The 12223-nt window shown below is 66.7% G+C and carries 11 protein-coding genes; 3 read left to right on the plus strand and 8 right to left on the minus strand.

Annotation, left to right across the window (positions count from 1 at the left end):
- Nucleotides 1-6: 6 nt before the first annotated feature.
- From ruvC to aspS, 5 genes are all read right to left on the minus strand, one after another.
- On the minus strand, nt 7-528 hold the full coding sequence (ruvC, locus tag AC06E9_RS02900; RefSeq protein WP_121039160.1) for a crossover junction endodeoxyribonuclease RuvC: 522 nt from the start codon (nt 526-528) through the stop codon (nt 7-9).
- 96 nt (nt 529-624) lie between these two features.
- A complete protein-coding gene (locus tag AC06E9_RS02905; RefSeq protein ID WP_478049453.1) occupies nt 625-1356 on the minus strand; it encodes a YebC/PmpR family DNA-binding transcriptional regulator in 732 nt (243 codons plus the stop codon).
- A gap of 83 nt (nt 1357-1439) precedes the next feature.
- Nucleotides 1440-2072, minus strand: coding sequence for an esterase/lipase family protein (locus AC06E9_RS02910; protein ID WP_121039166.1), 633 nt, complete (start codon nt 2070-2072; stop codon nt 1440-1442).
- 109 nt (nt 2073-2181) lie between these two features.
- Complete coding sequence (locus AC06E9_RS02915; protein WP_461770194.1) at nt 2182-2715, minus strand: GNAT family N-acetyltransferase; 534 nt, start codon at nt 2713-2715, stop codon at nt 2182-2184.
- A gap of 128 nt (nt 2716-2843) precedes the next feature.
- Nucleotides 2844-4601 carry an aspartate--tRNA ligase gene (gene aspS / locus AC06E9_RS02920; RefSeq protein WP_121039169.1) on the minus strand — a complete coding sequence of 586 codons (1758 nt, stop codon included), beginning with the start codon at nt 4599-4601 and terminating at the stop codon, nt 2844-2846.
- A gap of 435 nt (nt 4602-5036) precedes the next feature.
- On the opposite strand from aspS, the gene AC06E9_RS02925 reads away from it, so the two are divergent.
- On the plus strand, nt 5037-5726 hold the full coding sequence (locus AC06E9_RS02925) for a DUF3011 domain-containing protein (protein ID WP_428999447.1): 690 nt from the start codon (nt 5037-5039) through the stop codon (nt 5724-5726).
- Nucleotides 5727-5775: 49 nt separating this feature from the next.
- Here AC06E9_RS02925 and AC06E9_RS02930 read toward each other — a convergent pair whose 3' ends face one another.
- Entirely contained in the window at nt 5776-6411 is a 636-nt protein-coding gene (locus AC06E9_RS02930) for a hypothetical protein (protein ID WP_121039175.1), read from the minus strand.
- Nucleotides 6412-6573: 162 nt separating this feature from the next.
- On the opposite strand from AC06E9_RS02930, the gene AC06E9_RS02935 reads away from it, so the two are divergent.
- A complete protein-coding gene (locus AC06E9_RS02935) occupies nt 6574-7842 on the plus strand; it encodes an MFS transporter (protein ID WP_121041194.1) in 1269 nt (422 codons plus the stop codon).
- A gap of 62 nt (nt 7843-7904) precedes the next feature.
- The gene (gene ggpS, locus AC06E9_RS02940) at nt 7905-10151 is read left to right on the plus strand and encodes a glucosylglycerol-phosphate synthase (RefSeq protein WP_152152013.1); all 2247 of its coding nucleotides are present in this window, start codon (nt 7905-7907) and stop codon (nt 10149-10151) included.
- A 174-nt stretch (nt 10152-10325) separates the two neighbouring features.
- Here ggpS and blaL2 read toward each other — a convergent pair whose 3' ends face one another.
- Nucleotides 10326-11234, minus strand: a complete 909-nt coding sequence (blaL2, locus tag AC06E9_RS02945) for a L2 family extended-spectrum class A beta-lactamase (protein WP_478055447.1) — start codon at nt 11232-11234, stop codon at nt 10326-10328.
- A 68-nt stretch (nt 11235-11302) separates the two neighbouring features.
- Nucleotides 11303-12175: a hypothetical protein gene (locus AC06E9_RS02950; RefSeq protein ID WP_478055448.1), complete on the minus strand. Its 873-nt coding sequence runs from the start codon at nt 12173-12175 to the stop codon at nt 11303-11305.
- Between the last annotated feature and the right edge of the window lie 48 nt (nt 12176-12223).

Genomic DNA, 12223 nt, shown 5'->3' on the forward strand with positions numbered 1-12223 from the left:
TGTTCCTCATTTCCGGCTCCAGGCCTGGCGCGCATTGACGCCCAGGCGCAGCGCCGTCGCCCGGACATGGGCGTGGGTGATCGCCACGGCCAACGCATCGGCAGCGTCGGCCTGCAGCTTGGTTTTCAGGTTGAGCATGAGCCCGACCATGTGTTGGACCTGTTGTTTTTCCGCGCCACCGCGGCCGACCACGGCCAGCTTGATCTCGGTGGCGGCGTACTCGCTGACCGGCAGGTCGCGCATCACCACGGCCGAGATGGCGGCGCCGCGCGCCTGGCCCAGCTTCAAGGCCGAATCCGGGTTGCGCGCCATGAACACCTTTTCGATGGCCACTTCGTCGGGGCGGTATTCCTCGACCAGGGCAGTCAGGCCGACCACCAGCAGCTTCATCCGCTGCGGGAAGTCGTCCGCGCCCAGCAGGACCAGCGGCAGGTGATGCACATGCACCACCTTGCCGGCGGCGTCCACATCAATGATGCCCACCCCGGTGCGCTGCGAACCGGGGTCGATGCCGAGAATGCGCGTCATGCGGCACACAGACGGGGATAACAGGGAACGGCTGGAGTCATCATGGTCCGCATTGTCCGCTCACCGGTCGCGCAAAGCGACCGGTGAAGCGCCTGCTCAGGCGTAGACGTCCGCGCCGAGATCGGCGTTGGAGAACACGTCCTGCACGTCGTCCAGGTCTTCGAGCATGTCCAGCAGCTTCTTGACCTGCAAGGCGGTGTCGCCTTCGACCTTGATGTCGTTGTCAGCGCGGTAGGTGATTTCGGCATGGTCCGGGGTGAACCCGGCGGCCTCCATCGCATCCTTGACGGCGTGATAGCTGTCGGCCGCGGTCACCACATCGATCGCCCCGTCTTCCGGGTAGACCACGATGTCGTCCGCGCCGGCCTCGATCGCCGCCTCGGTCACAGCTTCTTCGTCCGCACCGGCGGCGAAGTGCAGCACGCCCAGGCGCTTGAACATGAACGACACCGAGCCTTCCGTGCCCATGTTCCCGCCGCACTTGCTGAACGCATGGCGGACATCGGCCACGGTGCGCACGCGGTTGTCGGTCAGGCAGTCCACGATCACGGCCACGCCACCGGGGGCATAGCCCTCGTAGCGGATCTCTTCGTACTCGACGCCTTCCAGCTCACCGGTCGCCTTCTTGATGGCGCGCTCGATCACGTCCTTGGACATGTTCGAGGACAGGCCCTTGTCCATGGCCACCCGCAGGCGCGGGTTGTTGTTGGGGTCGCCTCCACCGCCGCGCGCGGCAACGCCGATCTCGCGGATGATCTTGGTGAAAATCTTGCCGCGCTTCGCGTCAGACGCGTTTTTGCGGTTCTCGATGGAGGGGCCTCTACCCATGGGGTGACTCTCGTGTTTCTGTCAGGAACAGGGCGCGAATTCTACCTGATCCGTCGGCCTGCCCGTGTCAGTGCCGGGCCCGATCAGGCAGCGTGGGCCGCGTCGTCCCGGCGGAATCGGCCATCGCGCAGGAACGCGGCGGTCTGGCGCGCGGCATCCGGTGAGAACACCAGCCCGCTATGGCTGGCCGGGATCACGCAGTGGTCGGCCAGGCCCGGCAACTGCGTCTCATCCAGCGCCACGGTGCCATCGGAGGCATCGCCACAGGCGCCCAGCAGGCTGCCCAGCCCGTGCGGGACGGAGCCGGCGATCAGGCCGACCTGCGCCCTGCCCTCCCAGGCCGGCAGGCCATCCAGCAGCAGTTCCGAGCTGCGCCCCAGCGCCAGCGACCAGCCGTGATCGCTCAGCGAGCGCGCGGTCACACTGCCACGCAACGGCGAGCCGAGGCAGACCACCCGCGAAACCGGCAGTTCCGGCGCGCGCCGCAGCGCCTCCAGCGCGACCAGCCCGCCCAGGCTGTGCCCGACCAGCGAGACCGGACCGCTGCCCTTGAGCCGCTCCAGCAGTTGCGGCACCGCCACCTCCGGCCCCCCGAACACACTGGAATACCCGAAGGTATCCACGGCGAAGCCACGGGCACGCAGACGCCAGGCCAGCGGGCCGACCCACGCGCGCGCATTCCAGATGCCATGCAGCAGTAAAACAGGGGGATTCATGGTGTCAGCCTAGCCCGTTGGGCGGGGCGCCTGCAGAAGGAAACAGCGTCATTAGACGAATGGACCGGACAACGGCAGGTGAAGCCATCGCGGCCCGTCAGGATCGGGCTCAGGCGGCCGTTGGCGGGCGGCGCAGGATGAACTCCAGGTCGCGCACCTTGCCGACCGGGAACTCATAGGTGCCGACCTTGCTGAAGCCGTAGCGGGCATAGAAGCGCTGCGCGCCGAAGTTTTCCGACCACACCCCCAGCCACACCGTGCGGGGGCCCTCGCGTTCCAGCCAGGCCAGCGCGGTTTCGAACAGACGGCTGCCCCAGCCACAGCTCTGCTGGTCCTTGATCAGGTACAGGCGCTTGAGCTCGCCATCGCCGGGCTGCACCTCGGCATGCGGCAGCCCACAGGGGCCGGCAGCGGCGTGGCCCACGGCAACACCGTCCAGCTCGAGCAGCCAGACCGCGTAATCGGGGTGTTCGAGGATGGTGCGCTGGCGCTGCGCCGGGTAGGCCTCGTCGAGGAAGGCCTGCAGGTCCTCGGGCGGGTACAGATGGCCGAAGGTTTCCACGAAGGTACGCGCGGCCAGCACCGACAGGGTCTGGGCATCGTCCGGGGTGGCGCGGCGGATGGTGTAGCGGCCTGGGGTCACGGCGGGAGCATCGGCATCGGCGGGAGCCGCCAATTTACCTGAACGCTGCGGCGATGGCGCGGTCCGGCACCGACCTCCGGTCGGTACCTGCCGCACCCCACGCCGACCGATGGCCGGCGCTTGCCGGCTTATTCCTTGACGGCGCGCGGACGCACCTGGACGTGCACTTCGGCCAGCTGCTCGTCCGGGATCGGCGAGGGGGCACCGGTCATCAGGCACTGCGCGCCGGTGGTCTTCGGGAACGGGATGACGTCGCGGATCGACTCGGTACCGGCCATCAGTGCCGCGATGCGGTCGATACCGAAGGCGATGCCACCGTGCGGCGGCGCGCCGAAACGCAGCGCGTCGAGCAGGAAGCCGAACTTGCCCTCGGCCTCTTCGGCCCCGATGCCCAGCAGGTCGAACACCGCGCTCTGCATGTCCGAGCGGTGGATACGGATGGAACCACCGCCGATCTCGTTGCCGTTGAGCACCATGTCATAGCCCCGCGACACGGCGGTCTTCGCATTCGCGCGCAGATCGGCAATGTCGTCCACCGCCGGTGCGGTGAAGGGGTGGTGCAGGGCGACGTAGCGCTGGGCTTCGTCGTCGTACTCGAACATCGGGAAATCGGTGACCCACAGCGGTGCCCAGCCGGCGGCGACCAGGTTGAAGTCCTTGCCGGCCTTCAGGCGCAGGGCGCCCATGAAGTCGGAGACCTTGTTGTAGCCACCGGCGCCGAAGAACACGATGTCGCCGTTACCGGCACCCACCTGGGCGACCAGCGCGGCGAAGGCCTCTTCGCTGAAGAACTTGGCGATAGGCGAGGCAACTTCGCCGCTCTCGCTGATCTTGATGTAGGCCAGGCCCTTGGCGCCGTACTTGGCGGCATGCGCGGCGTAGTCGTCGATCTGCTTGCGCGACAGGCTGGCACCACCCGGGATGCGCAGCGCGGCGACGCGGCCATCGGCATCATTGGCGGCGGCGGTGAACACCGGGAACTCGCTGGTCTTGACCAGTTCGGCCACGTCCACCAGCTCCAGCGCGATGCGCAGGTCCGGCTTGTCCGAGCCATAGCGACGCATCGCTTCGGCCCAGGTCATGCGCGGGAAGCTGGCGGCCAGCTCCACGTCGACCACTTCCTTGAAGATGGCGCGGATCATGGTTTCCACGAAGTCCTGCACGTCGCGCTCGCGCACGAAGGCAAACTCCATGTCCAGCTGGGTGAATTCCAGCTGGCGGTCGGCACGCAGGGCTTCATCGCGGAAGCAGCGCGCGATCTGGTAGTAACGGTCGAAGCCGGCCACCATGAGGATCTGCTTGAACAGCTGCGGGCTCTGCGGCAGGGCGTAGAACTCGCCCGGGTGCATGCGCGCCGGCACCAGGAAGTCGCGGGCGCCTTCCGGTGTGGCCTTGGTCAGGATCGGGGTTTCGATGTCCTGGAAGCCGGTGGCATCCAGGTGGCGGCGCAGGGCCTGCACCAGCTTGATGCGGGTGCGCTGCATGCGCTGCATTTCCGGGCGGCGCAGATCCAGGTAACGGTACTTCAGGCGGGTTTCTTCGCCCGGGTTCTCGTGCGCGTGGAACGGCAGCGGCTCGGCCTTGTTGAGGAGGGTGATGGCCGTGGCGATCACTTCCACCTTGCCGGTGCGGAGCTTGTCGTTGGCCGCATGGCGCGCGCGCACCACGCCTTCCACCTGCAGCACGTCCTCGTAGCCCAGGCTGGCGGCCACGGCGAATACAGCGGCGTTGTCGACTTCCACCGTCACCTGCACGATGCCTTCATGATCACGCAGATCGATGAAGACCACGCCGCCCTGGTTGCGGGCAACGTCGGTCCAGCCGGCGAGGGTTACGGTTTGGCCAATCAGGGTCTCGTCGACCAGGCCACAGAAGTGGGTACGCATGGGGGTAAAGCTCCGCAGGAGAGTGCCGGCGCCAAGCTGCGCCGGAAAGCCCGTTATTCTGCGGCCGCCAGCCCGGCGGGGCAAATCCGGGGGCTGCGGCCCGGCATCACACGCTCTGAACCGGGGCCATTCCTATAGTCCGCGCACCAACGACCGCACGGGGATGTCGCCATGCAACGCCGTCTGAGCACCGTCTGCCTCACCCTTGCCCTGGCCTGTATGGCCCCGGCCCTCCACGCCCAGATGAGTACCCGGGCCTATGCCCCGGAAAATCTGTCGCAGCTGTCCTCCTCCGACCGCAGCCGGGTCATCACCCAGGAATACGCCGACCAGTCCAATGGCCGCCGGATCCCGGACGACCAGCTGCGCTTCTACCTGGCCCAGGTCAATTCGGGCTGGAACTTCTCCCGCATCAAGCAGGACATCGCCACCTCGCTGCGCGGCAACGGCAACGGCGGTGGCTGGAATGGCGGCGGCAACGGCCCCGGCAACAACGGCACGGTCCGCTGCGAAAGCCAGGACAACCGCGAGCGGGTCTGCAACACGGGCTGGCGCAGTGCCCGGCTGTCCCGCCAGATCTCCGGGACGACCTGTACCGAGGGCCGCAACTGGGGCTCGCGCAATGGGACGGTCTGGGTCAGCGGCGGTTGCCGGGCCGAATTCGTCGAGGGCCGTGGCAATGGCGGCAACTGGGGCGGCGGTGGCGGTACCGGCGCGACGATCCGCTGCGAGAGCCAGGATAACCGCGAGCGCACCTGCAACACCGGCTGGCGCAACGCAAGCCTGGTCCGCCAGATCTCCGGTACGGCGTGTGTCGAGGGCCAGACCTGGGGCGTGCGCAATGGGGCGATCTGGGTCAATCGCGGCTGCCGCGGCGAGTTCGCCGAAGCGCGTGGCAACAGCGGTGGCAACTGGGGAGGCGGTGGCGGCAACAGCAATTACAGCGTGACCTGCAGCAGCAACGACAAGCGCCAGCAGACCTGTGCCTGGGATGCCCGTCAGGGTCGCCCGGCGCTGGTGCAGCAGTTGTCGGGCACGGCCTGCGTGGAAGGCCGCAGCTGGGGCTACAGCAATGGCAGCCTGTGGGTCAGCGGCGGCTGCCGCGCCCGGTTCGGGGCGCGCTGAGCGTTACTGCCCGCGGTAGGTGCCGACCGCGGGTCGGCACCGGTGAACGTTACGGCGCGGGCGTCTCACTGCCCCACGGCGCCGGCGGCAATGCCACCGGCTTGCTCAGATCGAACACCACCTGGAAGTGGCGGCCGCCCGGGCGGGTCAATTCGTAGACGAAGCGCTGATCCGGCTCCACTTCCATCGCCCAGGTGTTCTGCACCGAAGCCAGCATGTCCGCCTTGCGGAACATCGCCACGGAATCCGAATCGACCGGGAAGGACTGACGTTGCGCGGTACCCGGCGGTTTGCTGTCGCCACCGTACATCGTCACCGCATCCGGGCTGCCATCTTCGTGGCGGTGATCATGCTTCAGGCGCAGGCCGTTCTCGGTACGGCTCAGCACCCAGGTACGCGAGTGGTCGTCGCCGACATGGAACGGAATCCGCAGCTCGTGCGCCGGATCCTCGCAGCCACGCACATGCATCACCAGGCGCTTGCCCTCGAACGGGTCCGGCGCCTCGGTGCGCGGTTCGTTGACCGCGATGCGACCTTCGAACGCTTTGCCGCAATGCGCAGCCACGGCGGACATGAAGGCATCGGACGGTGCCATCGACACCTCATGCCCGACGGTGTCGTTGGAGCCACTGCAGGCGGTGATCGCCAATGCAGCGGCCAAAGGAAGAAGTTTGACTGCGTTCATGCCCCCACCCTAACGGTCGCGACCGGGCAGCGCAAACCGCGCGCCTGATGCGACAGACCGGTTCACGCGCGCATCGCCGCCGCTGCAACCGGGGCTTCATTGCCCCTGTGTTATGGTCAATCACGTGACTTGTTCGCCTTCTTCCCCACGAAGGGCGCACGCATGTTGCGGTTGACCGCCCTGCTCGCCGGTGTGGCGCTGCTGCTGACCGGCAGCGGCCTGCTCGGCACATTGCTGGCGGTGCGCGGGGGTGAAGCCGGCTTCGGTGCCGGCACGTTGGGGTTGGTGATGTCCGGCTATTTCGCCGGTTTTTTCATCGGCACCTTCTTCGCCCCCTCGCTGATCGGCCGCATCGGCCATATCCGTGCGTTTGCCTTCTTTGCCGCCCTCGCCGCCATCGCGGTGCTGTTGCACCCTCTGTGGATCAATCCGGTGGGTTGGGGCGTACTGCGCATCCTCACCGGCATCGCGCTGGTAGGCCTTTACACGGTGATCGAGAGCTGGCTCAACGCCGAGCCTGACCCGCGCCTGCGCAGCCGCGCTTTCTCGCTCTACATGGTGGTCAACCTCTCGGCACTGGCGCTCGGCCAGGTGCTGCTGATGCTGGGCGATGCCGGCGCGACCTCGATGTTCATGCTGACCGCGATCCTGGTCTGCGCGGCGGTATTGCCGGTCACCGCTACGCGCCTGCGCCCGCCGGAGATTCCCTCGGTGCCGCGCCTGAAACTGGCGCGGCTGTATGCGATGGCCCCGGTGGCGACGGTTGCCGCCGGCCTCTCCGGGCTGGCGATGGGTGCGTTCTGGGGCTTGCTGCCGGTCTACGCTGGTGAGGTCGGCCTGGACGGCAATGGCGTCGCCCTGTTCATGCTGACCGCCATCGCCGGTGGCGCGTTGCTGCAATGGCCATTGGGTCACATCAGCGACGGGCATGACCGCCGCACCGGACTGGTCGCACTGAGCCTGGCCGCGGCGGGTATCGCCGTGGTGGCCTCGCTGCCGATGATCCAGCTGCAGACCCATCTGCTGTTCGGCCTGTTTTTCTTCTATGGCGGGCTGGCCTTCGCGCTGTATCCCTTCGCGGTCGCGCACATGCTCGATTACCTGCCGCGCGAAGATCTGCTCTCGGGCTGCTCCAGCCTGCTGCTGGTCCATGGCGTGGGCGCCGCGCTCGGCCCCGCGTTGGCGGGCGCGGCCATGCAACAGTTCGGCGCGCCTGCACTGCCGTTGTACTTCGCGGTGGTCCTGATGCTGCTGGCGCTGTTCACCACCGCGCGCCTGCTCAGCTTCCAGCGCCTGCGCACGCATCCGGTCGGCTTCCGGCTGATGCTGCGCACCACCCCCTCGGCGCTGGAACTGATGCCCGAGACCGACACCGCGCCGCCGGATCCCGATATCCCCCTCCCCTCTGACTCCGATAAGGAAGTGCATTGACTGTTTCGACACCGACCTCCCTCACTCCAACCCGTACACCGCCGGCGCCGCCGGCCCCGCAATTGATTCTCGCCACCGATCTGGATGGCACCTTCCTCGCCGGCGATCCCGCCGCGCGTCATCGGCTCTACCGGCTGGTCGACCAGCACCCCGGCATCCGCCTGATCTTCATCACCGGCCGCGGCCTGGAAGCAGTGATGCCCCTGCTCTCCGATCCGGCCATTCCGCGCCCGGATTACGTGGTCTGCGATGTCGGTGCGACCGTCGTCGACGGCCACACCCTGCAGCCGCTGCAGCCCCTGCAATCGATGATCGACGCGCACTGGCCGGGCGAGCAGGTGGTCGCCGCCGCGATGCGTCCGTTCACCGCACTCCAGCGCCAGGATGTGCCGCAGGAACGCCGCTGCTCGTATTTCTGCGATCCGGACACGCTGGCGCCGCTGCGCTCGCAGATCCAGGCCGCCGCGCAGGCGCTGGGCTGCGATGTACTGTACTCGGCCGACCGCTATCTGGACATCCTGCCGCCGGACACCGACAAGGGCCGCACCCTGGCCGCGCTTGCGCGCCTGCTGGAGCTCCCGCGCGACCGCATCCTGGTGGCCGGTGACACCCTCAATGACCTGTCGATGTACACCTCCGGTTTCCGCGGGGTGTGCGTGGGCGATTCCGAGCCGGCGCTGACTGCCGCGACGGCCGACCTGAAGCACACCTTCCATGCACAGGCGCCGGGTTGCGGCGGCATCCTCGAAGCGATCGAACATTTCGGCCTGCTCGCCGATGACGATCCCTTCCTGCGCCCACCGCCGCAGGCGCGCGCCGATGGCGCCGACCTGGTGATGGTCTATCACCGCCTGCCCTTCGATGAAGTGATGGAAGACGGCGTGCTGGTGCAGCGCCCGCCGCGCTCGCCCAACGGCATCATCCCCTCGCTGCTGAGCTTCTTCGAAGGCGGCCAGAAGGGCTCCTGGGTCGCCTGGGGCATCGATGAACCCAAGCGCGGTCCGTTCCAGACGCACCTGGCGGTGGATGCCGAGCGCTACCCGACCCTGACCGCTGCGCGCGTGCCGCTGAGCAAACAGGAAGTGGACATTTTCTACAAGCGCTTCTCCAAGGAAGCGTTCTGGCCGATGCTGCACGTGTTCTGGGAACGCGCGAAGTTCCGTGAGGAAGACTGGCAGGTATTCCTGAAGGTCAACCGCAAGTTCGCCGAGGCCACCGCCGCCGAGGCCGCGCATGGCGCCACCGTGTGGATCCACGACTACAACCTGTGGATGGTGCCGGCCACGCTGCGCGAACTGCGCCCGGACCTGAAGATCGCCTTCTTCCACCACACCTACTTCCCGTCGGCGGATGTGTTCAATGTGGTGCCGTGGCGCCGCGAGATCATCGGCAGCCTGCTCAGCTGCGACTACATCGGCTTCCACATTCCGCGCCAGGTGGAAAACTTCGTGGACGTCGTGCGCGGTGCGATGCCGGCCGAACGGCTGGCGTGGGAAAGCTGTGCCCCGCGCTTCCTCACCTATGGGTGCGCCGTGGGTCTGGACACGATGACCACGCGCCTGCGCGTGGGCGACCGCGAAGTCGCCCTCGGTGCGCACCCGGTCGGCACCGATCTGCGCCGCATCCACAACGTGCTCGCCCGCAGCGACGTGCGCAATGACATCTTCAAGCTGCGCCGCGAGATCGGCGCGCGCAAGCTGGTGCTGTCAGTGGAGCGCCTGGATTACACCAAGGGCACGCTGGCCAAGCTGGAGGCGTTCGAGCGGTTGCTGGAGCAGCATCCGGATCGCCAGGGCAAAGTCACCCTGCTCATGATCTGCGTACCGGCCGCGCGCGAGATGACCATCTACCGCACGCTGCAGAACCAGATCGAGCAGGCGGTGGGGCGGATCAACGGGCGCTTCTCGCGGCTCGACTGGACCCCCGTGCGCTTCTTCGCCCAGGCATTGCCGTTCGAAGAGGTGGTGGCGCACTACGCCGCCGCGCAGGTGATGTGGATCACCCCGTTGCGCGATGGCTTGAACCTGGTGTCCAAGGAGTTCGTGGCCACGCAGGGCATCGAGGGCAGCAACGGCGTGCTGGTGCTGAGCGAATTCGCCGGTGCGGCGGCCGAGCTGAAGGGCGCGGTGCTGACCAATCCGCATGACCCGGCCGACCTCACCGCGGGCTTGTTGCAGGCGTTGTCGATGCCCGACGAGGAAGCCACCGGGCGCATGCGCCAGCTGTTCGGCAGCGTGGAGTATTACGACGTGGATCGCTGGGGCCGGGACTTCCTGGAAGCGGTACGCACCAGCCACACCGAAGGCTGACGTTGTACCGGTAGTGCCGGCCGCTGGCCGGCTCCAATCAGTGCTGGCTCCAAGCGGTGCCGGCTCCAAGCGGTGCCGGTTTCATGGGTTGCCGGCCAGCGGCCGGCACTACCCTGTGCTGCACCGACCAACGGTCGGTGCCTGCCGGCGGGGTGGCGTACCGGGCGGTGTGGCTTACCCGGCGTGCTGCATGATGCTTTCGGCAAGCACTGCCACCTGGCGCAGCACGTCGTTGCGGCCGGCATCGTCCACCGTCGCGCCCTGCAGGTAGCTGGTCAGCACCCACGGTGCACCGCCGGCGAGCGGCCACAGAATGGCGATGTCATTGGTGGTGTCCTCGCCATTGCTGCCGGTCTTGTCACCCACCCGCCACGCCTTGGACAATCCGGCGCGCAGCCGTGTATCGCCGGTTTCGTTGTCGATCAGCCAGTCGGCCAGCTGCCGTTTCGAGGCGGGCTTGAGGACGTCACCGAGCACGAAGCGCTGCAGGCTGGCGGCCATCGCGGCCGGGCTGGTGGTATCGCGCGGGTCGCCCGGGGCGAAGCGGTTCATCTCCGGCTCGAGCCGATCATTACGGGTCACGGCATCGCCATTGGCACGCAGGAAGGCGGTCACGCCGGCCGGCCCACCCACCATGCCCAGCAGCAGGTTCGCGGCGGGGTTGTCGCTGGTGATCATGGTCGCCCGGCACAGGTCGCGCACGGTGACGTCCTTGCCGATGTGCCGCGTGGTCACCGGCGCATGCGAGAGCATGTCCTGCTGGCGCACGGCCACGCGCCGGTCCAGCGAGAGCCTGCCCTGGTCGGCCAGGTGCAGCACTGCGGCGGACAATACGAACTTGAACGTGCTGCACATCGGGAAGCGTTCGTCCTGCCGGTTGCCGGTGCGCCAGCCGGTGCCGGTGTTGAGCAGGGTCACGCCGAGGCGCCCGCCGCTTGCTACTTCCAACGCGGCGAAGTCTTTCGCCGCGACGGCAGGTTTCGGCGCGGGCAGCGGCGTCTTGGCGAAGGCGGTGGCGGTGGCGGCCAGCGCAGACGCGGCGGCCGCGCCGGTCCATTGCAGGAACTGTCGTCGAGCGATCATGTGGTTCTCCTTTTTAAGCCGCCATGGTCGACAAACCGTGTCCAGTGGACAAACGACCATTTCAATGGTCACCCATTATTTTTTCTTATTGCTTCTGCGCCACTCTCTGTTGAGTGCGCCTTGTAAAAGCGGTCGGGACAGAAATGGGGACTTGGGTCAGGTGCGCCGTATCGATGCCTGTCGGACGTGTCACCAGGAAGAATGCGCGCCACGTGCTCTGCTCGAATCACCTCAACGGACTTATTGTTAATCAGCGCGCAGTAGTCGGCGCTGCACTCGATCAGCACCCCCCATTGGCCCAAGGGTGATTCTTCGGGCAAGCGGTAGGAGACGAGTGTGAGTTTCGATGGATCAGAATCACAGAACTCAAGAGCCTTTCGCGTCCCAACGGACTCAAATGGAAACCCAGAAAAAATGACAAAAAGCAACACCATGGCTGCCCCAACCACCAGAATGGAAGGAAGCAAAGTAATGGATGCGAACCAGAGGACGACTGCCATGATGATTCGCTGCTGCCATGGCCACTGGGAAATGTCGCCGCCCCGCTTCCATTGACTGATCCACTTCGGCCGCCACCACGATTCAACGCGTGCTGTGGAGCCGAGCCTCCGCATCCATCCAATGATGAGCGGAAGCGCGAGCATCGCCAGCACGACGGTAACAAGTACCCACCATGATTGGCGCGCTAGATGAGCGCAGGCAGCCCCCATTTCTTCAAGCACGACCGTGGAAGCCTCGAGCCAGCCAAACGCAACGAGGAGCGTCAAGCGACCTCCCTCGACCGGGAACTGACCTGCATCCACGCCAAAGGCGGACAGATAGGCACTTCGATAGAGCATTCCTTGCAAGCCAAAAACAAACGAGGATGCGGCAAGCAGAACACCCGACGTAAGTACAAACCGGAAGATGCTCTTCCGCTTTTTGGGGGTCGTTTCGGTCAAGGCTGAACTCCATTCGGCAGGTCGTTGATGCACTTTAATTGCACAAAG

This window comes from Stenotrophomonas sp. Steno-Z10-BAI (assembly GCF_056393115.1).

Bases quoted from the DNA above. Each gene is read 5' to 3' on its own strand.
- ruvC (WP_121039160.1), bottom strand. From the start codon at position 528: ATGACGCGCATTCTCGGCATCGACCCCGGTTCGCAGCGCACCGGGGTG.
- AC06E9_RS02905 (WP_478049453.1), bottom strand. From the start codon at position 1,356: ATGGGTAGAGGCCCCTCCATCGAGAACCGCAAAAACGCGTCTGACGCG.
- AC06E9_RS02910 (WP_121039166.1), bottom strand. From the start codon at position 2,072: ATGAATCCCCCTGTTTTACTGCTGCATGGCATCTGGAATGCGCGCGCG.
- aspS (WP_121039169.1), bottom strand. From the start codon at position 4,601: ATGCGTACCCACTTCTGTGGCCTGGTCGACGAGACCCTGATTGGCCAA.
- AC06E9_RS02930 (WP_121039175.1), bottom strand. From the start codon at position 6,411: ATGAACGCAGTCAAACTTCTTCCTTTGGCCGCTGCATTGGCGATCACC.
- AC06E9_RS02935 (WP_121041194.1), top strand. From the start codon at position 6,574: ATGTTGCGGTTGACCGCCCTGCTCGCCGGTGTGGCGCTGCTGCTGACC.
- blaL2 (WP_478055447.1), bottom strand. From the start codon at position 11,234: ATGATCGCTCGACGACAGTTCCTGCAATGGACCGGCGCGGCCGCCGCG.